General features: G+C 63.3%; 22 protein-coding genes and 1 riboswitch. Of the genes, 14 read left to right on the forward strand and 8 right to left on the reverse strand.

The annotated features are described in order from the left end of the window. Positions 1–126: 126 nt before the first annotated feature. The 8 genes from dapC (at position 127) to AC3RCG_RS19920 (ending at position 9694) form a co-directional block, all read left to right on the forward strand. On the forward strand, positions 127–1356 hold the full coding sequence (dapC, locus tag AC3RCG_RS19885; RefSeq protein WP_230505225.1) for a succinyldiaminopimelate transaminase: 1230 nt from the start codon (positions 127–129) through the stop codon (positions 1354–1356). A gap of 17 nt (positions 1357–1373) precedes the next feature. Beyond that, a complete protein-coding gene (dapD, locus tag AC3RCG_RS19890) occupies positions 1374–2201 on the forward strand; it encodes a 2,3,4,5-tetrahydropyridine-2,6-dicarboxylate N-succinyltransferase (RefSeq protein ID WP_070223998.1) in 828 nt (275 codons plus the stop codon). A gap of 231 nt (positions 2202–2432) precedes the next feature. Continuing rightward, positions 2433–3980: an FAD-dependent oxidoreductase gene (locus tag AC3RCG_RS19895; RefSeq protein WP_492403120.1), complete on the forward strand. Its 1548-nt coding sequence runs from the start codon at positions 2433–2435 to the stop codon at positions 3978–3980. 115 nt (positions 3981–4095) lie between these two features. Beyond that, positions 4096–4788, forward strand: a complete 693-nt coding sequence (locus AC3RCG_RS19900) for a hypothetical protein (protein WP_409028239.1) — start codon at positions 4096–4098, stop codon at positions 4786–4788. A 263-nt stretch (positions 4789–5051) separates the two neighbouring features. Continuing rightward, positions 5052–5408: an ArsC family reductase gene (locus AC3RCG_RS19905; protein WP_070224002.1), complete on the forward strand. Its 357-nt coding sequence runs from the start codon at positions 5052–5054 to the stop codon at positions 5406–5408. Positions 5409–5477: 69 nt separating this feature from the next. Beyond that, positions 5478–6614, forward strand: coding sequence for a succinyl-diaminopimelate desuccinylase (gene dapE / locus AC3RCG_RS19910; protein WP_099410919.1), 1137 nt, complete (start codon positions 5478–5480; stop codon positions 6612–6614). A gap of 56 nt (positions 6615–6670) precedes the next feature. Further along, positions 6671–7561: a 50S ribosomal protein L3 N(5)-glutamine methyltransferase gene (prmB, locus tag AC3RCG_RS19915; RefSeq protein ID WP_492403123.1), complete on the forward strand. Its 891-nt coding sequence runs from the start codon at positions 6671–6673 to the stop codon at positions 7559–7561. A 138-nt stretch (positions 7562–7699) separates the two neighbouring features. Beyond that, positions 7700–9694: an ATP-binding cassette domain-containing protein gene (locus AC3RCG_RS19920; RefSeq protein WP_070224008.1), complete on the forward strand. Its 1995-nt coding sequence runs from the start codon at positions 7700–7702 to the stop codon at positions 9692–9694. 40 nt (positions 9695–9734) lie between these two features. Here AC3RCG_RS19920 and AC3RCG_RS19925 read toward each other — a convergent pair whose 3' ends face one another. After that, positions 9735–10235, reverse strand: a complete 501-nt coding sequence (locus tag AC3RCG_RS19925; RefSeq protein ID WP_070311405.1) for a chemotaxis protein CheW — start codon at positions 10233–10235, stop codon at positions 9735–9737. A 193-nt stretch (positions 10236–10428) separates the two neighbouring features. Between AC3RCG_RS19925 and arfB the strand changes: the two genes are divergently transcribed. After that, positions 10429–10827 (forward strand): alternative ribosome rescue aminoacyl-tRNA hydrolase ArfB, encoded by a 399-nt coding sequence (arfB, locus tag AC3RCG_RS19930; protein WP_034749850.1) that lies wholly within the window; start codon positions 10429–10431, stop codon positions 10825–10827. Positions 10828–10830: 3 nt separating this feature from the next. Here arfB and AC3RCG_RS19935 read toward each other — a convergent pair whose 3' ends face one another. Then, positions 10831–12690 carry a flagellar assembly protein A gene (locus tag AC3RCG_RS19935; protein WP_492403125.1) on the reverse strand — a complete coding sequence of 620 codons (1860 nt, stop codon included), beginning with the start codon at positions 12688–12690 and terminating at the stop codon, positions 10831–10833. Between the two features lie 269 nt (positions 12691–12959). Continuing rightward, the gene (locus AC3RCG_RS19940) at positions 12960–13349 is read right to left on the reverse strand and encodes a hypothetical protein (protein ID WP_070224012.1); all 390 of its coding nucleotides are present in this window, start codon (positions 13347–13349) and stop codon (positions 12960–12962) included. Positions 13350–13612: 263 nt separating this feature from the next. Between AC3RCG_RS19940 and ompR the strand changes: the two genes are divergently transcribed. After that, complete coding sequence (gene ompR, locus AC3RCG_RS19945) at positions 13613–14314, forward strand: osmolarity response regulator transcription factor OmpR (RefSeq protein WP_223278807.1); 702 nt, start codon at positions 13613–13615, stop codon at positions 14312–14314. A 13-nt stretch (positions 14315–14327) separates the two neighbouring features. Further along, positions 14328–15686, forward strand: a complete 1359-nt coding sequence (locus tag AC3RCG_RS19950) for a sensor histidine kinase (protein WP_492403127.1) — start codon at positions 14328–14330, stop codon at positions 15684–15686. A gap of 148 nt (positions 15687–15834) precedes the next feature. Here the strand turns inward: AC3RCG_RS19950 and AC3RCG_RS19955 are convergent, their stop codons facing one another. Beyond that, positions 15835–16314 (reverse strand): Imm26 family immunity protein, encoded by a 480-nt coding sequence (locus AC3RCG_RS19955; RefSeq protein WP_492403129.1) that lies wholly within the window; start codon positions 16312–16314, stop codon positions 15835–15837. 93 nt (positions 16315–16407) lie between these two features. After that, positions 16408–16713 carry a ferritin family protein gene (locus tag AC3RCG_RS19960; RefSeq protein ID WP_034750230.1) on the reverse strand — a complete coding sequence of 102 codons (306 nt, stop codon included), beginning with the start codon at positions 16711–16713 and terminating at the stop codon, positions 16408–16410. Between the two features lie 142 nt (positions 16714–16855). On the opposite strand from AC3RCG_RS19960, the gene AC3RCG_RS19965 reads away from it, so the two are divergent. Both AC3RCG_RS19965 and AC3RCG_RS19970 read left to right on the forward strand, forming a co-directional pair. Further along, positions 16856–18013, forward strand: coding sequence for an iron-containing alcohol dehydrogenase (locus AC3RCG_RS19965; protein WP_492403131.1), 1158 nt, complete (start codon positions 16856–16858; stop codon positions 18011–18013). A gap of 67 nt (positions 18014–18080) precedes the next feature. After that, positions 18081–18178: riboswitch (TPP riboswitch) on the forward strand. 85 nt (positions 18179–18263) lie between these two features. Continuing rightward, positions 18264–20411 carry a TonB-dependent siderophore receptor gene (locus AC3RCG_RS19970; protein WP_492403133.1) on the forward strand — a complete coding sequence of 716 codons (2148 nt, stop codon included), beginning with the start codon at positions 18264–18266 and terminating at the stop codon, positions 20409–20411. On the opposite strand, the gene AC3RCG_RS19975 is transcribed toward AC3RCG_RS19970, so the two are convergent. The 3 genes from AC3RCG_RS19975 to AC3RCG_RS19985 form a co-directional block, all read right to left on the reverse strand. Further along, positions 20408–20956, reverse strand: a complete 549-nt coding sequence (locus AC3RCG_RS19975) for an AAA family ATPase (RefSeq protein WP_492403309.1) — start codon at positions 20954–20956, stop codon at positions 20408–20410. The genes AC3RCG_RS19970 and AC3RCG_RS19975 overlap by 4 nt on opposite strands. Further along, entirely contained in the window at positions 20956–21567 is a 612-nt protein-coding gene (gene pnuC / locus AC3RCG_RS19980) for a nicotinamide riboside transporter PnuC (RefSeq protein ID WP_070224181.1), read from the reverse strand. The genes AC3RCG_RS19975 and pnuC overlap by 1 nt, the downstream gene beginning before the upstream one ends. A gap of 85 nt (positions 21568–21652) precedes the next feature. Next, positions 21653–22171, reverse strand: coding sequence for a DUF2867 domain-containing protein (locus AC3RCG_RS19985; protein ID WP_070224024.1), 519 nt, complete (start codon positions 22169–22171; stop codon positions 21653–21655). Positions 22172–22238: 67 nt separating this feature from the next. On the opposite strand from AC3RCG_RS19985, the gene AC3RCG_RS19990 reads away from it, so the two are divergent. Then, positions 22239–22889: a TetR/AcrR family transcriptional regulator gene (locus tag AC3RCG_RS19990; RefSeq protein ID WP_083286954.1), complete on the forward strand. Its 651-nt coding sequence runs from the start codon at positions 22239–22241 to the stop codon at positions 22887–22889. The last annotated feature ends 63 nt before the right edge of the window (positions 22890–22952 follow it).

The following is a 22952-nucleotide window of genomic DNA, read 5'->3' on the forward strand; positions in this document are numbered from 1 at the left end:
TTGCACAGCCTGCGCCCGAGGACGGCTATAATAAAAGGCTAAGCTGATTGCTTGACCGGCGTCATTGCGCCATGCCAGGCAATCCATACGCGACACTATCACCCCACTCTTGCCCTGGTCCGCTCCGTGAATCCACTTCTTGCTAAACTGCAACCATATCCATTCGAAAAGCTGCGCCAGCTGTTTGCCGGCGTGACGGTCAATCCCGAGTATGCGCCCATCAGCCTGGGCATGGGCGAACCCAAGCACCCGACGCCGGCCTTCATCGAGCAGGCGCTGGTCGACAATATCCACGGCCTGGCCAGCTATCCGACCACCATCGGTTCGGAAGCCTTGCGCAGCGCGATTGCCGGCTGGCTGGAACGCCGCTACGGCATTCCCAAGCTCAATCCTGCCACGCAAATCCTGCCCGTGAACGGTTCGCGCGAAGCGCTGTTTGCGCTGGCGCAAACGGTGATCGATCCGGCAGCCGGTTCGCTCGTGATCAGCCCGAATCCGTTTTACCAGATCTATGAAGGCGCCGCCTACCTGGCCGGCGCCGAACCGTATTTCGTCAATTCCGACCCGGCGCGCAATTTCGGCTGCGACTACGACAGCGTACCGGCCAGCGTGTGGGAAAAGGTCAAGCTGCTGTTCCTGTGTTCGCCGGGCAATCCGACGGGCGCCGTGCTCACCTTGACGGACTGGGAACACCTGTTCGCCCTGTCCGAGCGCTACGACTTCGTCATCGCCGCCGACGAATGCTATTCCGAGATCTACCACGGCGACACGCCTCCGCTGGGCGCGCTGCAGGCGGCGCACATGCTGGGCCTGTCCACCATCGAGCGCCCGTATGCGCGCCTGGTGGTGTTTTCCAGCCTGTCGAAGCGCTCGAACGTGCCGGGCATGCGTTCGGGCTTCGTCGCCGGCGACGCGGAAGTACTGAAAAAATTCCTGCTCTACCGAACCTACCACGGCGGCGCCATGAGCCCCGCCGTGCAGGCGGCCTCCGTCGCGGCCTGGAACGACGAAACCCATGTCGAGGAAAATCGCGCCAAGTACCGCGCCAAGTTCGACGCCATCACGCCGCTGCTGCAATCGGTGATGGACGTGCAATTGCCGGACGCCGGTTTCTACCTGTGGGCCGACGTCAGCCGCACGGGCCTGTCCGACACCGAATTCGCGCAACGCCTGTACGCCGAATATAATGTCACGGTATTGCCTGGCAGCTACCTGGCGCGCGACGCGCACGGCATCAATCCGGGCCGCAACCGCATCCGCATGGCCCTGGTGGCCGAAACGGCCGAAGGGCTGGAAGCGGCGTTGCGCATAGTAAAATTCTGCCAGCAGCTTTCCGCATCCGCATCAACCAACTAAATGAACAAGACATCATCATGAGCCAACAACTGCAAACCATCATCGACCAGGCCTGGGAAAACCGCGCCGAGATCAATCCGCGCAACGGCACGGCCGAACTGCGCGACGCCGTCTCCCACGTCATCAATGGCCTGGACAACGGCAGCATCCGCGTGGCGGAAAAAACCTCGGGCGACTGGGTTGTCAACCAGTGGGTCAAGAAAGCCGTGCTGCTGTCGTTCCGCCTGGAAGACAACGTCGTCCTGCCGTCCGACGGCACGATGCAGTTCTACGACAAGGTGCCGACCAAGTTCGCCAACTACACGGCCGAAGACTTCGCCAAGGGCGGTTTCCGCGTGGTGCCGCCAGCCGTTGCCCGCCGCGGCAGCTTCATCGCCAAGAACGTCGTGCTGATGCCGTCCTACGTCAACATCGGCGCCTACGTCGATGAAGGCGCCATGGTCGACACCTGGGCCACCGTCGGTTCCTGCGCGCAGATCGGCAAGAACGTCCACCTGTCCGGCGGCGTCGGCATCGGCGGCGTGCTGGAGCCGATGCAAGCGAACCCGACCATCATCGAAGACAACTGCTTCATCGGCGCCCGTTCGGAAATCGTCGAAGGCGTGATCGTCGAAGAAAATTCCGTCATCTCGATGGGCGTGTACATCGGCCAGTCGACCAAGATCTACGACCGCGCCACGGGCGAAGTGACCTACGGCCGCGTGCCAGCCGGCTCCGTCGTGGTCTCGGGCAACCTGCCTTCGGAAGATGGCAAGTACTCGCTGTACTGCGCCGTGATCGTCAAGCGCGTGGATGCAAAAACCCGCGCCAAGACCGGCATCAACGAACTCCTGCGCGGCATCTGATGACACCTCTGTAAACCTGCTGCGCGTCGCGGGGCGCGACCGGCGATGCTCACCGTACGCATGTACGGTTGCGCTTCTCGGCCACGCCGCGCATCCGCTCGCTACGGTTTGCAGAGGCGTCGAGACGCACGTAAAAAATCATGTCCTGCCATCCGGCGGGACATTTTCATTTCCGACTAGCAACTTCAATCGTCCCGCTGTCCTCTCCCATCCTGTCCTATACTGGATGGCATGAATACTCCTCCCGTATTGATCGTCGGCGCCGGTCCTACCGGCCTCATGCTTGCCTTGCGCCTCGCGCGCCATGGCGTCGATTGCCGCATCATCGATAAAAACAGCGGCCCCGGGCAGGCGTCGCGGGCCATGGCCGTGCATGCGCGCACCCTGGAGTTTTACCAGCAGCTGGGCTTTGCCGACGAACTGGTGCACCTGGGCATCAAGATCAATGCCATGCACATCCACGAAGGCGGCGAGGAGCTGGTAAAACTGGCGCTGGGCGAGATCGGCGAAGGCCTGAGCCCCTATCCTTTCGTGCTGAGCCTGCCCCAGGACGAGCATGAACGCTTTCTGATCAGCAAGCTGGCGGCGGCCGGCGTGCACGTGGAATGGAATGTCACGCTGGACTTGTGGACGCAGGACGATAGCGAAGTGCAAGCCATCCTGCTCAACAATGGCGAACGACAATATTGTACGTTTGACTATATCTGCGGCTGCGACGGCGCCCGCAGCAAGGTCCGCGAGATCGCCGGCTTTGACTTTTCCGGCGGCACCTACGACCACTTGTACTACGTGGCGGACGCGCAAGTAGCCGGCAAGAATACGGATTTGCACGCCCACCTGGGCGCGAACTCTTTCGCGCTGATGCTCCCCGTGCGCACCAGCGGCATGCAGCGCCTGATCGGCATCCTGCCCGACCGTCCCGACGGCGCGCCCGCGCCCGTCTTCGACGATGTGCGCGGCGACGTGGAAAACCTGCTGGGCATCCACGTCGAACACGTGAACTGGTTTTCCACCTATAAAGTCCATCACCGCGTGGCGGGCCAGTTCCGCGCGCGCCGCTGCTTCATCCTCGGCGATGCGGCCCACCTGCACAGCCCCGTGGGCGGCCAGGGCATGAATACGGGCCTGGGCGATGCCGTCAACCTGGCCTGGAAGCTGGCGCAAAAGCTGCATGGCCAAAGCAATGATGCCCTGCTCGACACCTATGAAAGCGAGCGCATCGTGTTTGCCCGCAAGCTCGTCGCCACCACCGACCGCGCCTTCCAGGCCATCGTCGCGCAGGGCATCGCCGGACAGTTCCTGCGGCGCTGGCTGGTGCCGCACGCGCTGCCCTTCCTGTCCGGCTTCGCGCGGGCGCGCCGCTTGCTGTTCAAGACCGTGTCGCAAATCGAGATCAGCTATGAAGACAGCGCCCTCTCCGCCGGCCATGCGGAATACCTGCGCGGCGGCGACCGCCTGCCGTGGTTCTCGGACGGCACGCAAGACAATTTTATCGCCCTGCGCAGCATCGATTGGCAATTGCACATCTATGGCGAGCCGGCGCCCGAACTGCTCGACGAGGCACGCGTGCTGAAACTGCCCGTGCATTGCTATACCTATAACGTGGCCGCCAAGCTGGCCGGCCTGGGCCGCGACGCGGCATACCTCGTGCGCCCCGACGGCCACATCGCGCTGGCCCTGCACCTGCAGGAAAGCGGCGCCCTGCGCGCCCTGGCCTTGCGGCTGGGCCTGCATTTCGGTTCTTCGGAATGTGGGAAGACGACGCCCCGGCCTGTGTAAGAGACAACGCCGCAGGTTTGTGCTGCATCAAGGCAGATAGAGTTAATCTCCTTGCTTTGTTTGCTTTGTTTGACTTGCTATCCTATGCTGAGACTTGCGTTTCAAGGATACGGCCATGTCGAACACACATCGCAACCACTCAACAACTGACCAGCCCGCCTGCGAAGCCGAAGATGCTGAATCGGCATCCCCGCTGGCTGAGCAGCTGGCCGCCACACTGGCTGCCAGCGCCACAGGCTTGCGCTTCAACATTGCGCAAGACACTTTTCAAGAAGCCTATGCATCGCTGCTGGACGCCGTGCCGCGCGACGACCGGCCCGCGCTGCTGGCGCAAATGCGGCACGATCTCGATATCGTGGCCGAGCGGGAGCTGAGCATGGCTTCCGGCAACGATACGCAGACAGGCCACGTCAGCACCCGGCAATTCATGCGCGGCCTGGAAGAACAGGAACGGCATCAGCGTGAAAAAGACGTGGCCTCGCACAGCTTGCTGTCCGGCCCCGAATTGCGCGCCCGGCTGGCAGTCACGCCGCAGGCACTCAGTGCGGCACTGAAAGCCAGACGCCTGTTCGCCTTGCGCGGCGCCTCCGGCGAATATGTTTATCCGGCATTTTTCGCCGATCCCCGCCATGACCGCCACACGCTGGAAAAAATCAGCAAAATTCTCGGTGACTTGCCCGGCGCCGCCAAATGGGACTTTTTTACCGTCCCGCGCCTGTCGCTGGGCGGCAAGTCGCCGCTGCAAGCCTTGGCAAAAGGAAAACTCGACGCTGTGATGGCGGCCGCCCGCGCCTACGCCGACGAATAGCGGCGCAACCGTGGCAACATTGCGCCACGCCCAGGCTGGCGATGGCGTCCGCCACGCCGCTATCCGCGCACCGCGACTTCGGCCAGGTGGCCACGCAACTGGGCATTCGCAGCGCCTGGCCCTGAACCTGCCCGTAACATGCAACCGTGTTGCACTGCCGCATCGACTGCGCATCGACTGTATAATGGCGGCTACCATCGCATTTTGACCTGGCGCAAGCGCCGCGATCAAGCGAACCGCATTCATTCCTCTTGGCCCTACCCATGACGACCATTACACTCTACGGTATCCCCAACTGCGATACCGTCAAAAAGGCCCGCACCTGGCTGGCCGCGCAGCAACTCGATTTCACCTTCCACGACTTCAAGAAGCAGGGCCTGGAACGCGCCACAGTGGAAGCGTGGCTCGGGCAATTGCCGTGGGATGTGCTGGTCAACAAGAAAGGCACGACCTGGCGCGCCCTGTCCGACGAGCGTAAAGCCGCCACCGTCGACGCCGCCAGCGCCCTGGAACTGATGCTGGAAAACCCATCCATCATCAAGCGCCCCGTGCTGGACAAGGATGGCCAGTTCAGCGTGGCGTTTTCCGATGCGCAGTACAAGAGCATTTTTTCAGTTTAAACCCGACACCTGCAAAGCTGGGGTCGTACGGGGACGCCGAGTCCCAAGGGTACACCCCCGCTCCACACCATGACCACCTCCAAAACCCTCGCCCTAACCGAAAAACTGATCGCCCTGTCCTCGGTCACGCCCGACGACAAGGGCTGCCAGCAGCACCTGATCGACCTCCTCACCCCGCTGGGCTTCGTCTGCGAAACGATCCAGTCGAACGACGTCACCAATCTGTGGGCACGCCGCGGCACGACGTCCCCCGTGTTCGTCTTTGCCGGCCACACGGACGTGGTGCCCACCGGCCCCGTCGAGCAATGGCGCTCGCTGCCCTTCATTCCCACGCACCGCGACGGCAAGCTGTACGGCCGTGGCGCGGCCGACATGAAGACCTCGATCGCCGCCATGGTGGTCGCTTGTGAGGAATTCATTGCCGCCACGCCCGGGCACACCGGTTCCATCGCTTTTTTGATCACCAGCGACGAGGAAGGCCCGGCCACGGACGGCACCGTCATCGTCTGCGAGCAACTGAAGGCGCGCGGCGAGCAGATCGACTATTGCCTCGTGGGCGAGCCGACCTCGAGCGCGCAGCTGGGCGACATGATCAAGAACGGCCGCCGCGGTTCGCTGTCGGGCCGCTTGACCATCAAGGGCGTGCAAGGCCACATCGCCTACCCGCACCTGGCGAAAAACCCGATCCACGAGGCGGCGCAGGCGCTGGCCGACCTGGTCGAGGAAAAATGGGACGCGGGCAACGAGTATTACCTGCCGACCTCGTGGCAAATGTCCAACATCAACGCGGGCACGGGCGCCAACAACGTGATCCCTGGCGACATGGTGATCGACTTTAACTTCCGCTTTTCGACGGCCAGCACGGCGGAAAACCTGCAGAAAAGGGTCCACGCCATCCTCGACAAGCATGACTTGCAATACGATTTGCAATGGACCCTGAGCGGCCTGCCCTTCCTCACGCCGCGCGGCACCTTGAGCGATGCGCTGTCGTCGGCCATCCTGGAAGAAACGGGCCTCACGACGGAGCTGTCGACCACGGGCGGCACCTCGGATGGCCGGTTTATCGCGCAAATCTGCCCCCAAGTGATAGAATTCGGGCCGCCCAATGCCAGTATTCACAAGATCGACGAGCACATCGAACTGCGCCACATCGATCCCCTGAAGAATATTTACCGGCGCACGCTGGAGCATTTGCTGCCCGTCTGAACCAGAATACCGAGGCCCGTCACGGCGGGCCAGAACACCGTCTTTTCGAGAATGCCATGACCCCGAACCCGTTTTCCACGCCACGCGACCTGCTGCGCTACGCCGTTACCCGTTTTAATACCGCCAAGCTGTTTTTCGGCCACGGCAGCGCCGAAGCGTTCGACGAAGCCGCCTATCTGATCCTGCACACGTTGAAGTTGCCGCTCGACAAGCTCGAACCGTTTCTCGACGCCAAGCTGCTGCCGTCGGAAGTGGCCAGCGTCATGACGGTCATCGACCGCCGCAGCATCGACCGCGTGCCGGCCGCCTACATCACCAAGGAAGGCTGGCTGGGCACGTATAACTTCTACGTCGACGAGCGCGTGATCGTGCCCCGCTCCTTCATCGCCGAACTGATCCCTGAATACTTCTCGCCGTGGGTGGCGGAACCGGAAGCCGTGGAAAACATCCTGGAACTGTGCACCGGTTCGGGCTGCCTGTCGATCATGATGGCCGACGCCTTCCCGAACGCCAGCGTCGACGCCGTGGACATTTCCGCCGACGCGCTGGCCGTGGCCAAGCGCAACGTCGACACGTACAAGCTGCAGGACCGCGTGAACCTGATCGAATCGGACCTGTACGCGAACGTGCCGGCCAAGAAATATGATTTGATCATCAGCAACCCGCCGTACGTGAATTCCGCGTCGATGGGCGCCCTGCCCCAGGAATACCTGGCCGAACCGCAGATCGCCCTCGACGGCGGCAGCGACGGCATGGACCTGGTGCGCAAGATCATCGCCGGCGCGGCCGAGCGCCTGACGGACGACGGCATCCTGATGATTGAAATCGGCAACGAACGCGCCTACGCGGAAGCGGCCTTCGGCGAGCTGGGCCTGACTTGGCTGACGACAAGCGCCGGCGACGACATGGTATTCCTGCTGACGGCCGAGCAGCTCAAGCTGGTTTGATCGACTTGGTAGGTCGGATTAGCGTAGCGTAATCCGACATGCCTGTGCGGCACCCGTCGGATTACGCCCTTCGGGCTAATCCGACCTACACGATGTTTTTACGGCGAGGGGTAAAGCCCTGCCTTCACAAAGAAAAAAATGATACGTTTCCTACAAGTAAGCCTGATGCGCGGCATCAAACCGTTGCTCGAACAAGTCGATGTCACCCTCAATCCGGGCGACAAGATCGGCCTGATCGGCGCCAATGGCGCGGGCAAATCGAGCCTGTTCGCCATGATGCGCGGCGAATTGCACCCTGACCAGGGCGAGATCGATTTCCCGGCCAAATGGCGCGTGGCTTACGTGGCGCAGGAAACGCCGCCGCTGGACCGTGCCGCGCTCGATTACGCCATCGACGGCGACGTGACCTTGCGCAAGCTGGAAGCGGAACTGGCGCGCCTGGAATCGGAACCGGCCACGTCGGAAAACGGCATCGCCATCGGCGAAATCTACAGCGCCATGGCCGATGCCGACGCGTATACCGTGCAGTCGCGCGGCGAGCAGTTGCTGCTGGGCCTGGGCTTTACCCTGGACCAGATGCAGCAGCCTGTCGCCAGTTTCTCCGGCGGCTGGCGCATGCGTCTGAACCTGGCGCAAGCGCTGATGTGCCCGTCCGACCTGCTGCTGCTCGATGAGCCGACCAACCACTTGGACCTGGACGCCATCATCTGGCTGGAAGACTGGCTCAAGCGCTACGCCGGCACCTTGCTGATTATCTCCCATGACCGCGACTTCCTCGATGAAGTGGTCAACGTCGTCGTGCATATCGACGAGCGCAAGCTGAAACGCTATTCGGGCAACTATTCGAGCTTCGAGCGCCAGCGCGCGGCGCAGATGATCCTGGCCGCCGGCGCGCTGGAAAAGCAGCAGCGCAAGCGTGCCCATCTGGAATCGTTCGTGAACCGCTTCAAGGCGCAAGCCTCGAAAGCGCGCCAGGCGCAAAGCCGCATGAAGGCGCTGGCGAAGATGGAAGAACTGGCGCCGCTGCGCGCCGCCGCCGAATTCTCGTTCGAATTCCGCGAGCCTTTGAGCGCCCCGAACCCGCTGCTGGTGATGGAAGACGTCGATGCGGGCTACAAGATTGAAAACGAAGCGACGGGCGAGATCACGCACAAGACCATCGTCAACGGCATCAAGTTTTCGCTGCAGATCGGCCAGCGTATCGGCCTCCTGGGCCAGAACGGCGCCGGCAAATCGACGCTGATCAAGACCATCGCCGGCGAACTGATGCCATTGACGGGCGACGCCACCATGGGCAAGGGCCTCAACATCGGCTACTTCGCCCAGCATCAGGTGGAAATGCTGCGCCACGACGAATCGCCGCTGTGGCATCTGGCCAAGATCGCCCCGACCGTGCGCGAGCAGGAACTGCGCAACTTCCTCGGCGGCTTCAACTTCCCCGGCAACATGGTCACCGCGTCGATCGCGCCGTTCTCGGGCGGCGAAAAAGCCCGCCTGGCGCTGGCCCTGATCGTCTGGCAGCGTCCGAACCTGCTGCTGCTCGATGAACCGACCAACCACCTGGACCTGGAAACGCGCGAAGCGCTGACGGAAGCGCTGGCCCAGTTCGAAGGCACGCTGGTCGTCGTTTCCCATGATCGCCATTTGCTGCGCGCCACCACCGATGAATTCATCATCGTGGCCGATGGCAAGCTGCAGCCGTTCGACGGCGACCTGGACGACTACAAGGATTGGCTGTTCAAGACCAAGCTGGGCAAGGGTACCGACGTGCTGCCGGCCGCCGGCAAGGCCAACAAGACCGACTTCCCCGTGACTTCTTCCGTACCTGCGCCGGCAGCCGCCCCTGCCGCGCCCGTGCGCGACAAGCGCCAGGAAGCGGAAGACCGCCAGAAGGCTGCCGCCCTGCGCAAGCCGATCGAAAACAAGATCAAGCGCCAGGAAGAGCAGATTGCCAAGCGCAACGCGCAAAAGGCGGAAACGGAAGAAAAGCTGGGCGAGCCGACCATCTACGACGCGGCCAACAAGGCCAAGCTGAAGCAGTTGCTGGCCGACCAGACCTTCTTCACCAAGGACCTGGCGCAGCTGGAAGCGGAATGGCTCGATCTGCAGGATCAGCTGGAAAAACTCGGTTAATCAAGCAGCGACAAAAGACGACCTCCGGGTCGTCTTTTTTTTAGGCTACCTGCATGGGACCGGGGCTGCGGATTGCCATCAGGCGGTCGATGTCGACGAGGATCAAGCGGCGTCCCGCCACCGTGGCCAGGCCCAGCAGGTAATCGGCCTCCGCCTCGCCAAGGCCGGGCACGGCGGCGATGTCGGCGGGCGCCAAGCTGACGATATCGGTGACGCCGTCGACCACCATGCCCATCACGCCATTACTCAGCTGCAGGATGATCACGTCGGTGGCCGGGTCTGGCGCGCCGTGGGCGCTGCCGAACGCGGCACGCATATCCACGATGGGGATGATCACGCCGCGCGAGACGGCCACGCTGTGCAGCACTTCCCCTTCCGAAGAAAAACGGTCGAGCTCCTTGAGGGCACGCAATTCCCGCACGCAGCGGTAATCGAGGCCGTATTCCAGGCCGCCCAGCCGAAAGCTCAAGTACTGCGTCAGGGATTGCGCGGTGCCGCGTTCCGCCGTCGCTGCGGCGCCAGGCGTGGTCGTGGGCTGCATGGTGTTCCTTTCATCCGGTAAGCGCTGCCAGGATGCGCAGTGGCGCAACGTTGGCCCATGCTAACCAGCATCCCCGCCTCCAGCGTTGAGAAACATCAACTTTCCCGGAAGACATCATCGACTGGCCGCCCTCCCTTGCGCCGGCGCAGCCATCTTCCCTTACAATACCCACATCACTCCCTACAGGCAGGCCATGCAACACCTCGTCAACCCCGCTGAAGTTGAATTTTCCGCCATCCGCGCCCAGGGCCCGGGCGGGCAGAATGTCAACAAGGTGTCCAGCGCCATCCATCTGCGCTTCCCCATCGCCGCCTCGTCGCTGCCGGAAGCATACAAGGAGCGTCTGCTGGCTCTGCGCGACAGCCGCATCAGCAAGGATGGCGTACTGGTGCTCAAGGCGCAGCAGTCGCGCAGCCAGGAGCAGAACAAGGAAGAAGCCTTGCGCCGGCTGCAGGAAATCATCGACAGCGTCACGTTCCTGCCCGCCGTACGGCGCGCCACCAAGCCCACGCGCAGCTCGCAGCGGCGCCGCCTCGACAGCAAGAGCACGCACAGCGTCCTCAAGCAATCGCGCGGCAAGGTCACGGATTAAACGCTAGGGCGGCGGCGCATACGTCCACTCCAGGCTGCCCGTGCTGTCCGCGAACACGGCTTGCGTGGTCGGCGTGGCGCTGCGCAGCAAGGCCTTGATCTCTTTCGGCGGCCGGTCGTAGACCTTGGCTGGCCCGGGCGGCACGACCAGGGCGCGCACCGTCGTCTCGCCATCGACCAGGCCCAGGCTGCAGCGCGACTGGCCGGCCGTCGCCTGCCGCTCCTGGCGCAGCTGCGCCACCAGGGCCAGCATCTGCGCCTGCAGGATTTCCGACTGCTTGACTTCCACGCGCAGCCGCGCCACTTCCTTCAGGACGGGAGCGATGCGCGCGGCCAGCTTGTCGTATTGCAGCTGTTGCGCCGGCTGCAGCTGCAATTCGCCGCGCCGCAGCTGGCCCGCCAGGGTCAGGTAGTTGCGCACTTCCGGCAACTGCGCGATGGCATCGATTTCCTGCTGGCGCTTGTGCTGCACCTGCTGGTACTGCGCGGCCTTGGCCAGACTCTCGGCGATCTGTTGCTCCAGGGCGCTCAAATCGGGCACGAGGGGAAATAGCAGCATTTCCACCTGCTTGCGCGGGCCGGCGCTGCCGATGCGGATGGTGCGCGCCGCCACGGCGCAGCCTTCGGCCAGTTCGATGACGACCTCGTCGGCGATGATCTCGCAATTGCTGGCGCTGTCGATCACCACGCGCGTGCCGGCGATGACACAGCTTTCGGCGCGCTTCACATGCACTTCGCCGCTGAGTGCCTGCAGCACGGAACCGGAAGCGACGCCCTCGACGCGCACATCGCCGTGTTCATTGAACGCCGTGCCGCCCACCAGGTTGCGCTGCAACAAGATCAGTCCGCCATGCGAGTGCAAATGGCCATACACGTCGCCATGGATGGTGATATCGCTGCCGTCGAGCTGACGCTGCTCCTGCACGTCGCCATATTCCTCGTAGGCGGCGCGCAGCTTCAGATTGCCCGTGGTGCGGCTGCTGACGCCTTCGCGGCTGACGATCTTGTTCTCGATGGAGATCTTGCCGCCCTCATCGACATTCACGTAACCAGCCTGGGTGGCCACGACGAAATCGCCATCGCTGAAATGTTCGACCGCCGTGCCCGGCCCCGCCACTGTGGCCAGGTCCAGCGCCAGCGGCGCGGGCGGCGGCAGGGCCTTGCCGGCCAGGTCATAGCCGGGCAAGCCGGGCGCACCTGGCAGCAGACGCAGCAGGCGCGCGTGTTTTTTGACTTGCGGAAAGCGGTTCTTGAAGCTGAGCAAATCGAGGCGGCCATCGGAGCGTTCGCGCGGTGCATCGTCGCGGTGGATGCCTTGCGACACCTCCACCAGTTGGGCGTCGCGCCCCGGCTGCGGCGGTAGCACCCGCGCCACCGTGATGCGCTCGGCCTTGCCGCTGGCGAGAACGGCGCGCACGGCCACACTATCGATGCCGTAGTGCACACCCTTGCACCACAGGTCAGCCACCAGCTCGTCAAACTCGCGGCGCACAGGCACCTGGCCATCGGCGTCAGGAAGCAATGCTTCAAAGTAAAACTCGGCGCTGTCACCGTGGATCTTGACCTGTTTATACAGGGCGCGGCGCTGGGGTGAAAATGGCGCCACGCGCACGGCGATGCGCAGCAAGGCGTCACCCTTGGGCGCGGCGCGGGGCGTGGGGGCATGGAACAGCGTCAGCAGGAACAAACCGTAATCGAGGCCAGCCAGCAACTGCCCCGACTGGAACAGCTGGTCGACGGCGGCGCGCAGCTGCGCCGGCGCCAGCGACAGGTCCAGGAACACGCCCCCGTCGCGCTGGACCAGGCCGTACGGCAGGCCGCCTGCGGGGGCCGCATCAGGAACGGGTGTGTCGTCGTCGCTCACCACTTGCCTCCCCCTGCAACACATTCAGAGAATTGTCTCAGTGCACTAGAACAATATCACGGGGCGTGGCGGTATGCCGGATTAGCATAATCCTGGCGCAACAAACAGGGGAATGAAAAATGGAGATGGATGTTTCAGGTAAAGTCACGACATCTGGCAAGACCGTAGCGAGCGGAAGTGAATTGTGGCCGAGAAGCGGAACTGTACTTTAGTACAGTGAGCATCGCAGGCCACAAGTCGCGACGCGCAGTAGGTATTGCCGGATGTCATCAACGACGCGGCGGATTCGAGTAAATATCCTGGCCCACTTCGTTGATCTGGCGGCGCAGGTCGCGGCGCTCGTCGGGCGTCATGCGGCCCGTGCGGCGTGAGGCGTCCGCGCCCTCGTTGGCGCGGCGCTGCTCTTCGGCGCGGGTGTCGAAACTGCGTGCGTCACGCTGTTCGCGCAGTCGCGTATCATTGCTATTGCTGCGCTGTACCTGTTCATACCGCTGGGCCTGCATTTGCTGCTGGTCGTCACGGCGTGGCGGCGGCTGGTTTTGCGCCAGCGCCAGGCTGGCGGCAAACACGGAACAAACGGCAAATGCGGACAGCACAGTCGTACGTGCGGCAATAGCTGCGCTGGGAGCGGCGTGAATTTTTTTAGTAAAGATATTCATTGAGTTCCTCTTCCGCGATGCCGTATAAACTAAAGCTGATTTCCACTGTGGCCCCAGTGTATGATGCTTTACACGGTGCAGTAAGAGTAATTGGGTAAAGTTTGTAACACTTTGTAATGGGTCGCCACAGCCCCTTGCCGACGCCGCGCGAGGCGTTACTATAGCAACTAATATAAGATAACACGACACCCTAAATGACCACAACCTCCACTACCGGCAGCAATACAACAACGCAATCGATCCATGGCCACCAGGCAAAAATCATGGTGGTCGATGACGATGTGCGCCTGCGCGACCTGCTGCGGCGCTACCTGACCGAACAGGGCTTCAATGTCTTCACGGCAGAGAGCGCGACGGCCATGAACAAGCTGTGGCTGCGCGAACGCTACGACCTGCTGGTGCTCGACCTGATGCTGCCGGGCGAAGACGGCCTGTCGATCTGCCGCCGCCTGCGCGGCGCGGGCGACCAGACGCCGATCATCATGCTGACGGCCAAGGGCGAGGACGTGGACCGCATCGTGGGCCTGGAAATGGGCGCCGACGACTACCTGCCGAAACCGTTCAATCCGCGCGAACTGGTGGCCCGCATCGGCGCCGTGCTGCGCCGCAAGGGTCCCGATGAAATCCCGGGCGCGCCGTCGGAAACGCCGCAAACCTTCGAATTCGGCGACTTCGTGCTGGACCTGGGCACGCGCACCTTGAAAAAGAACGGCGAAACGGTGCCGCTGACCACCGGCGAATTTTCCGTATTGAAAGTGTTTGCCCGCCATGCGCGCCAGCCGCTGTCGCGCGAAAAACTGATGGAACTGGCGCGCGGACGCGAATACGAAGTGTTCGACCGCAGCCTGGACGTGCAGATTTCGCGCCTGCGCAAACTGATCGAACCCGATCCGTCGAGCCCGCTCTTCATCCAGACCGTGTGGGGCCTCGGCTACGTCTTCATCCCGGACGGACAGCCGCGCTGATCGCTGGCGAGGCATGATGAAGCTTGTTCCCGATATCAGCCTGGCGCGGCTGAAAAGCGGCCTGTTCTGGCGCACCTTTTTGCTGCTCGGCACCTTGACCACGGTCAGCATGATCACCTGGATCGGCATGATTTCCGTCATCCAGCGCGAGCCGCAGGCGCAGCAGATTTCCGCCCAGATCATTTCCGTCGTCACCATCACGCATGCGGCACTGACGCACTCGGCGCCCGAGTTGCGCCGCGAGCTGCTGTTCGACCTCGTCAGCAACGAAGGCATCCGCATCTTCTCGCTGGAAGAGGACGACCGCATCGAGCCGCCGCCCGACAATTACCTGATGCCCGAGATCGAGACGCTGGTGAAGGCCAAACTGGGCAAGGACACGCGCTTTTCCGCGCGCGTCAACGGCGTGGCCGGCTTCTGGGTCAGCTTCAAGATCGACGACGACGAATACTGGCTGATGCTGGACCGCGAGCGCCTGCGCGGCCTCACGGGCTTCCAGTGGCTGGGCTGGGCCAGCCTGGTATCGCTGCTGTCGCTGTTGGGCGCGGCCATCATTTCCAGCCTGATCAATCTGCCGCTGTCGCGTCTGACGGCGGCCGCGCGCGACATCGCCAAGGGCAAGCAGCCGGCGCCGCTGCCGGAAAAAGGGCCGATCGAAATCATCGAGGCGAACCGCAGCTTCAACCAGATGGTCGATGATCTGAAACAAGTGGAATCGGACCGCGCCGTGATTCTGGCGGGCATTTCGCACGACTTGCGCACGCCGCTGGCGCGCATGCAGCTGGAAGTGGAAATGGCCAACCTGTCGGACGAGGCGCGCGAAGGCATCCAGTCCGATATCGGACAGATGGACGCCATCATCGGCCAGTTCCTCGACTACGCCAAGCCGACGGAAGCGTCGAGCTTTACCGACGTCGACCTCAGCGGTTTGCTCCACGATATGACGCGCGAAGCGATGCGCCTGTCGGACGTGAAGCTCAACGCCACCATCGCCGATGGCGCGCATGCGATGGGCAACCCCACCGACTTGCGCCGCGTGCTGAACAACCTGATCGAGAATGCGCGCCGCTATGGCAAGACGCCGGGCAGCGACGTGACGGAAATCGACATCGCCTGCCAGGTGCGCACCAGCCACGGCGCGAAAAAGGTGATCATCGAGGTACAGGACCACGGCACGGGCGTGCCGGCGGAAAAGATCGAGCAGCTGATGAAGCCGTTCACCCGCCTCGACACGGCGCGCGGACAAGCCAACGGCGCTGGCCTGGGCCTGGCCATCGTCGACCGCGTGCTGCTGCGCCACGGCGCCGAACTGCAGGTGCGCAACCGCGAAGGCGGCGGCCTGGCGTTTCAGATCAGCTTGCCGGCGGCATAAGCGGCGTAGGTCGGATTAGCGAGGCCTTGCCTCGCGTAATCCGACAACATTGTTGACCTGGGCCGCTGGTGGTGTCGGCTTACGCGCTTTGCGCTAAGCCGACCTACGGTCCGATGCAGGTTCCGGCACCAACGCCGCCCGGCAGCCATCACGCCGAGGCCTGCTCCTGCGTCAGCAATTTACTCATCAGCAATTCCGTCGCCCCGTAGCCGTACAGGGAATCGCTTTCCATGCCCGGCGTGTCGAAGGGGATCGATTCCTCGCGGTTCAGCTTGGCAGGATCGGCATCCGCATAGCTGGCGCGCCAGGCGCGCTGCAAGGATTCATTGCGGCGGATAAAGGCCGGCATGGGCCAGGCATCGCGCTCCCAGTGAGCACTGTCGCCCAGCAAGGGCCAGCGCTCGTTGAGCAGGGCCATGTCCCCCGTGCGCAGGCGGCGCACGGCCTGTTCCGGCCGCAAGCCTTCCAGCTCTTCCAGCGCGGGCAAACTGTCGCGCTTCGGCCCGAACATATACGCCAGCATGATGCGCCCGGCAGGCGCCCTGCGCGCCACCACGCCGACGGCATAACCGCCGCCCGGCAGGGGCACGGCAAACCAGCTGCCTTCTCGGTATGGTAATGATTTCATTTCTGCAGACTCCCCCAAAATCGTGTTCGGGGCACAGTCTACGCGAAGCAAAGGTTAAATGGCGCATGGTACGCCACAACAACAAACCAATAGTTACAATATTTTCTCGTCATAGTGATACTGGGCAACAATTGGCCCCGCCTTGAACAGCGCTTCCTTCATGGCCGTATCGAGGCGCGCGTCGCGGCGGCGCATCCATTCGAGCAGCATGGCCGCTTCCTTGCGGCTCGTGTCGCCCGCATGCGCCAGCACGCGGCGCAGTTCCGGGTCCGTGCACGCCTCGAAGCGCTGGCTGTTCAAGTCCAGCGCCTGCAGCGCGGCGATGGTGGCGCCGATGGCGCGGTGCATGTCGAGCGCGGTGGCCGGCAAGCCGGATTCTTCCAGTGGGACGGTGGTCATGCGCATTCCTTTTCGCGTGGTGGTGACATCGGCTGCATTCTCCACCGCGCGGGCGAAAAGCTCAAGCGTCCACAACACGATTTCACCCGTTCGGCCATAATCATGCCTCAGCAACAGCCTACACCTCGGCAGCGGGAGCCCCATGTTCAATTTCGATTTTTACAATCCGACGCAAATCCTCTTCGGCCAGGGCCAGATCGCCGCCATCGCCGGCCTGATCCCGCCCCAGGCGCGGGTCCTGATGACCTACGGCGGCGGCAGCATCAAGCAGAACGGCGTCTACGATGAAGTCAGGGCGGCGCTGGCCGGCCACACGGTGCTGGAATTTGCCGGCATCGAACCCAATCCCAGCTATGAAACCCTGATGCAGGCCGTGGCCATGGTGAAAAGCGAGCGCATCGATTTCCTGCTGGCCGTCGGCGGCGGCTCCGTGGTCGACGGCACCAAGTTCATCGCCGCAGCCGCCCTGCACGAGGGCGAGGCATGGGACATCCTGGCCAAAGGCGGCAAGATCGTCGAGGCCGCCCTGCCCTTCGGCACGGTGCTCACCTTGCCGGCCACGGGTTCCGAAATGAATGGCTCGGCCGTGATCACGCGCAAGGCCACCCAGGAAAAGCGCTCGTTCATGAGCCGCAAGGTGTATCCGAAATTCTCCGTGCTGGACCCGTCGAAAACGTTCACCTTGCCGCTGCGCCAGGTGGGCAACGGCGTCGTCGATGCGTTCGCGCATGTGATGGAACAGTACCTGACCTACCCCGTGAACGCGTCCGTGCAGGACCGCTTCGCCGAAGGCATTTTATTGACGCTGATCGAGGAAGGCCCGAAAGCCCTGTCGCACCCGGACGACTACGACGTGCGCGCCAACGTGATGTGGAGCGCCACCCTGGCCTTGAACGGCCTGATCGGCGTGGGCGTGCCGCAGGACTGGTCCACGCACGCCATCGGCCACGAATTGACGGCCCTGTACGAGCTCGACCATGCGCAGACCCTCGCCATCATCCTGCCCAGCATGTTGCGCGTGCGCAAACAGGCCAAGCGCGCCAAGCTGCTGCAATATGCGGCCCGCGTGTGGGGCCTCGATGGCGGCGACGAAGAGGGCCGCATCGAGGCGGCCATCGCGCGCACGGAATTCTTCTTCCGCCACATGGGCGTCAAGACGCGCCTGGCCGACTACGGTCTGAACCACGCGAGCGTGGACGCCGTCGTGTCCGCCCTGGAAGCGCACGGCATGACGACGCTGGGCGAACAGCGCGAAGTGACGCCCACCGTCAGCCGCAAGGTGCTCGAACTCAGTTTGTAGATTCGCGTCACAGTGTTGTAAAACGGTCAGCCGGGTGGGACAGCGGGCCGTGCTTCATGCTAAGCTGTCATTTCGCTAGGGGTCCTGGAGCAGTCATCCGGGTGAGAGATACCCTTCGTACCTGATCTGGATAATGCCAGCGAAGGAAAGCGCAAAGTACCTCCCTCCTTTGATAGCTCCTGCGTTGGCGCCAGCCGAACAAGCAGCCTGCCGTGCTCTTTCCCGAGACGGCTTGAACCACGAGCACTCTATGTCCACACCGAATTTATCCGTTTCTGTATTGACCCTGGCCATCCTGCACGCGTTTGCCGCGCCTGCCTTTGCCGCAAATGACAGCACCGAAGCGGCCGAGCCGCAAGCGCAAAGCATGGCCGAAGTCGTCGTCACGGCCAGCAAGGCGCCGGTCGCCAAGCGCGCCTCCGTGGGTGGTTTCAGCGATGCGCCGCTGCTGCAGACGCCCGCGTCCGTCACCGTCATTTCGCAGAAAGACATGCAGGACTTGCAAATTCGCAATCTCAGCGATGCCGTCAAGCTCGACGCCAGCATCAACGATGCCTACAACGCCGTCGGCTATGCGGAACAGTTTACGATCCGCGGCTTCAAGCTCGACAACAATTCCAGCTACCGCAAGGATGGCGTGGCCATTCCTGGCGACACGCAAATTCCGCTGGAAAACAAGGAACGCATCGAAGTACTGAAAGGCCTGGCCGGCTTGCAGGCAGGCGTGGCCGCGCCGGGCGGCGTGATCGACTTCATCGTCAAGCGCCCCACCGCCGCGCCGCTGCGCACGGTCACCGTGGAAACGCGCGAACGAGGCACCCTGTACGGCGCCGTCGACCTGGGCGGACGCCTGGAAGACACGCGCTTCGGCTACCGCGTCAACGTGGCGGCCGAGCGCCTGCGCTCCTACATCAAGGGTGCGGACGGCAACCGCAAATTCATTTCCAGCGCCTTCGACTGGCAGATTTCGCCGCAAGCGCTGCTGCAGCTCGATGCCGACTACCAGGACAAGGCGCAGGTCACGGCGCCCGGCTTCCAGCTGCTGAACAATAAAACCTTGCCGACCGGTATCAGCGCCGACGCCATGCTCAACCTGCAGCCGTGGACGCGCCCCGTGGAAACCGTCACCAGCAATATCGGCCTGCGCTTCCAGTACGCCTTCAATGACGACTGGCACGCCACCGTGTCGGCCAACCAGCACTCGTTCAAGCGCGACGACTACACAGCCTTCCCGTATGGCTGCAGCGGACAGGAACTGTACCCCGGCTTCTGCGGCAATGGCGATTACGACGTGTACGACTACCGCAGCCTGGGCGAGACGAAAAAGCCGCTGAGCGCGCAAGCCATGATCCAGGGCAAGTTCGCCACCGGCTCGCTGCGCCACGACTTCACGGCCGGCGTCTCGACCTTCCGCCGCAAGGACCGCGCCGGCCTGTACGTGTACGACTGGGTCGGCGTGAGCAACATCTACCAGCCGCAGATCGTCGGCACGTCGCCAGGCGTCACGGGTCCCGTGCGCCTGGTGCGCAAGGATACGGAAAACGCCGTCTTCGTGCAGGATATCGTCAGCCTGGCGCCGAACTGGAAACTGCATGGCGGCTTGCGCCATATCAATGTCGATGGCTACCAGTACGTGCTGAAGGCCGACACGGAAATCCGCGCCAAGCACGATTTCCTGCTGCCGAATGTATCGCTCGTCTATACCCCGCTCGACAATGTGTCCGTGTATGCGGCCTATTCGCAGGGCATGGAACATGGCGGCACGGCCGACCGCAAGGCGATGAATGCCAATGAAGAACTGTCGCCGAGCCGCTCGAAGCAGATCGAACTCGGCGCCAAGATGGATGTAACGCCGGACTTCATGCTGGCGGCCAGCCTGTTCCAGATCCGCAAGGGCCTGGAATTCCAGAACACGGCCGGCTACTTCGTGCGCGAAGGCCAGGCCCAGCACCGCGGCCTGGAATTGTCGGCGCAGGGCAAGGCAAGCGCCAACCTGAGCCTGGGCGCTTCCGTGACGGCCCTGAACAGCCAGCAGTCGGGCACGGGCAATGCGGACCTCGACGGCAAGCGCGTACCCAACGTGCCCGCCTTCAAGGCGGCCGTGCATGCGGACTACGCCGTACAACAGGTGGCGGGCCTGAGCGTGAATGGCAGCTGGGAATATGCGGGCAAGAAAGCGTTTGAGTACAACAACACGACCTTCGTGCCGTCGTACCACGTGTTCAACCTGGGCGCCGCTTACGCCACGCGCATCGCCGGCACGCGCGCCGTGCTGCGCGCCGCCGTCAACAACGTGGCCGACAAGTTCTACTGGCGCGACGTGACGCCGGAATCGGACGGCTATCTGTATCCGGGCGCCAGCCGCACCTTCAAGGTGTCGGCGCAGTTCGATTTTTAATTGAGGGAAATGGCAGGCGCTGCAGCGAGCGCCTGCTGCAGCAAGGGCGCCGCCTGTTCCAGGCGCGCCTCCAGGCTGTCGCGCAGCACCTGATAGGCGATGCCGCGCGCGTCGAGCTCGTCGAGCAGGTAGCGGTAGATCAGCTGGCGCACTGCTTCGGACTCGCGCTGTAAGCCGTCGGCCACCCACGGGCTGTCTGGCGCCGTCACCAAGGTCACATCGTAGTGCGCGGCATCGGCCAGCGCCGCCAGTTGCGCATCGGCGCCATTGAAATAATGGCGGCTGTAGACCGCCGTCATCAAGGGCGTCGTGTCGCAGAACAGGAAGTGACGGGCTTGCGCAGCGGCCGCGTCTTCGCGTTCAACTTGCGTACGCGCAATCCCATATTGGTCTTCCGCCACAGGCACCCTGCCCTGCGTGGCGACGAATTCACGTAAATACTCAGGCACCCAGACGGTGCCGTAGCGCTCGGCCAGCGCGGCCGCCAGGGTCGACTTGCCCGACGATTCCGCGCCCAGGATGGCCACGCGCACGCAGCGGTCCATCACTTGAGGACCATTGCATCGGGCGCGGCCGGCGCCGCTTTTTTCCACGCCAGCAAGCCGATCGTGGCCATGACAACAAACACGGCATACAGGATAGCCGTCAGGGTCAGGTCCTTGTGCAGGTACAGCCACACGTACAGCACGTCGACGACGATCCAGACGATCCAGTTTTCCAGCTTCTTGCGCGACAGCAGGAATTGTCCCACCAGGCTGCCTGCCGTGAGGAAACCGTCCGCGTGAGGCACGTCCGTGTCGGTCGAGGTCAGCAGCCAGGCCAGCAGCACAAAGCCCGCCAGCCACGCCAGGGCGCTGCCCAGCCAGCCGCGCATGCCCAGCCGCGTGACGGGCAGGGTCTTGCCGCCGCTGGCCGGATGCAGCCACTGGTACCAGCCCCAGAACGAGACGCTGATGAACAGCAGTTGCAAGGCCATGTCGCCATACAGGCGCGATTCGAAAAACACGAAACCGTAGGCGGCCGAGGAAATGATGGCGAACAGCCACGCCCAGTGATTCTGGCGGATGTTCAGCGCAACGGTTGTCAGTGCCAGGACAAAGGAAATCAGTTCAAGCGGCGTGGTGGCAAAACCCAGCAGGAGAAGCGTATCGTTCATGGGAATCGTGATGAGGCTGGTGGTGCAGTATGCAATACCGGCCATGAATAAGCAAGATTGCCCTTGCCGTCCGCCCCTCCCCGCCTCAGGCGAAGCCTGCCCTGGCGGCGCGCGCCAGCGAATGCCGCACGATCAGCTTGTGAAACGGCCGGATCAGCAGGATATAGGCACGCCCCACCCGGTTATGGCAATGCACGACGCTGGAGACGGTCACGTTGCCATGGCGGCCCGCGTCGCGGTTGCGCAGCACCGACAGGCGGAAATCGAGGTGGCTGTCATCCTCGCCCAGGATGATCTCGTCGTCGCTGACGGCATAGATGCGGAAGATGCCGATGCGCTTGCCGGGCCGCGCTTCCATCTGTTTTGCCGTCCGGATGCCGAAACGCGCCACGATGGCATCGCGCAGCACCATCAGCTTGCGCGCCCAGCCCGGCTGCTTGCCCAGCAGCTGGCGCGCCAGGCTCTGCATGTCCATCTGGCGCGCCTGCGCGGTGGGCAAATCGACGGCGTAGGCGTCGGCCAGGTTGCTGCCGGGATACAGCGGGGCGATGCTGGCGCCTGGCGGCAAGTCCACGGTGCGGACGGCAATGTTCATCTCATGCATGTGCTCTCCATGTTTTCAGTGATAACATGCCCATCATACACGACAATGTGAACAGCGATAACATCGAATGACAACAACGAGCACCTATCATCACGGCAACTTGCGCGACACCCTGGTCGCCACCGTCATCGCGCAACTGGCGCAGCAGCAAGACGCCGCCCTGTCGCTGCGCGAACTGGCGCGCACGGTGGGCGTCTCGGTCGCCGCCGTGTACCGCCACTTTCCCAGCAAGGAAGCCCTGCTGGCCGAGGTGGCGGCGGCCGGTTTCGCCAGCCTGATACAGAAATGGGAAACGCAGCTGCCGCCGCCGGGCAGCTTGCCGGCCGAACAGCGCTTTCAATTGCTGGGCCAGCAATACATCGAATTCGCCCTGGCCGCGCCGGCCCACTACCGGCTGATGTTCGAGCACCAGGACGTGCGCCAGTTCCCCGCCCTGCAGGAAGCGGCGCAGGCGTGCTTCCAGTACGTGCTGCAGACGGCGGGCGCCGCCGTGCGCGAAGCGGGCCTCGACCCGCGCTGGGACAAGGCCGCCGCCAGCGCCGGCTGGTCCTTGGGCCATGGCTACGTGATGCTGCTGCTCAGTGGCCGCCTGGCCATGGCGGACGGCGGCGACGCGCTGTCGCCGGCCATGGTGCCGCGCTTTTTTCAATTGCCGGTGGAGGCGCTGCGGCAGGCGCCGCCGTCAGGAGCTTTTGACTCATGCACAACATCTCGATAGACACGCTCTCCGTAATCGCCAGGCAATGCCTTGCCGTCACGTGCCTGCAACGCTTTTGCCGGC

It is taken from the genome of Janthinobacterium sp. GW823-FHT01H08, from assembly GCF_058797855.1.

What these genes read in the sequence shown, in the direction of transcription:
- AC3RCG_RS19950 (WP_492403127.1), top strand. Translation starts at nt 14,328, where the DNA reads ATGATGAAGCTTGTTCCCGATATCAGCCTGGCGCGGCTGAAAAGCGGC.
- AC3RCG_RS19940 (WP_070224012.1), bottom strand. Translation starts at nt 13,349, where the DNA reads ATGAATATCTTTACTAAAAAAATTCACGCCGCTCCCAGCGCAGCTATT.
- arfB (WP_034749850.1), top strand. Translation starts at nt 10,429, where the DNA reads ATGCAACACCTCGTCAACCCCGCTGAAGTTGAATTTTCCGCCATCCGC.
- ompR (WP_223278807.1), top strand. Translation starts at nt 13,613, where the DNA reads ATGGTGGTCGATGACGATGTGCGCCTGCGCGACCTGCTGCGGCGCTAC.
- AC3RCG_RS19905 (WP_070224002.1), top strand. Translation starts at nt 5,052, where the DNA reads ATGACGACCATTACACTCTACGGTATCCCCAACTGCGATACCGTCAAA.
- prmB (WP_492403123.1), top strand. Translation starts at nt 6,671, where the DNA reads ATGACCCCGAACCCGTTTTCCACGCCACGCGACCTGCTGCGCTACGCC.
- AC3RCG_RS19895 (WP_492403120.1), top strand. Translation starts at nt 2,433, where the DNA reads ATGAATACTCCTCCCGTATTGATCGTCGGCGCCGGTCCTACCGGCCTC.
- AC3RCG_RS19960 (WP_034750230.1), bottom strand. Translation starts at nt 16,713, where the DNA reads ATGACCACCGTCCCACTGGAAGAATCCGGCTTGCCGGCCACCGCGCTC.
- AC3RCG_RS19920 (WP_070224008.1), top strand. Translation starts at nt 7,700, where the DNA reads ATGATACGTTTCCTACAAGTAAGCCTGATGCGCGGCATCAAACCGTTG.
- AC3RCG_RS19955 (WP_492403129.1), bottom strand. Translation starts at nt 16,314, where the DNA reads ATGAAATCATTACCATACCGAGAAGGCAGCTGGTTTGCCGTGCCCCTG.
- AC3RCG_RS19965 (WP_492403131.1), top strand. Translation starts at nt 16,856, where the DNA reads ATGTTCAATTTCGATTTTTACAATCCGACGCAAATCCTCTTCGGCCAG.
- AC3RCG_RS19990 (WP_083286954.1), top strand. Translation starts at nt 22,239, where the DNA reads ATGACAACAACGAGCACCTATCATCACGGCAACTTGCGCGACACCCTG.
- AC3RCG_RS19925 (WP_070311405.1), bottom strand. Translation starts at nt 10,235, where the DNA reads ATGCAGCCCACGACCACGCCTGGCGCCGCAGCGACGGCGGAACGCGGC.
- AC3RCG_RS19975 (WP_492403309.1), bottom strand. Translation starts at nt 20,956, where the DNA reads ATGGACCGCTGCGTGCGCGTGGCCATCCTGGGCGCGGAATCGTCGGGC.
- dapE (WP_099410919.1), top strand. Translation starts at nt 5,478, where the DNA reads ATGACCACCTCCAAAACCCTCGCCCTAACCGAAAAACTGATCGCCCTG.
- dapD (WP_070223998.1), top strand. Translation starts at nt 1,374, where the DNA reads ATGAGCCAACAACTGCAAACCATCATCGACCAGGCCTGGGAAAACCGC.
- AC3RCG_RS19985 (WP_070224024.1), bottom strand. Translation starts at nt 22,171, where the DNA reads ATGCATGAGATGAACATTGCCGTCCGCACCGTGGACTTGCCGCCAGGC.
- pnuC (WP_070224181.1), bottom strand. Translation starts at nt 21,567, where the DNA reads ATGAACGATACGCTTCTCCTGCTGGGTTTTGCCACCACGCCGCTTGAA.
- AC3RCG_RS19970 (WP_492403133.1), top strand. Translation starts at nt 18,264, where the DNA reads ATGTCCACACCGAATTTATCCGTTTCTGTATTGACCCTGGCCATCCTG.
- AC3RCG_RS19900 (WP_409028239.1), top strand. Translation starts at nt 4,096, where the DNA reads ATGTCGAACACACATCGCAACCACTCAACAACTGACCAGCCCGCCTGC.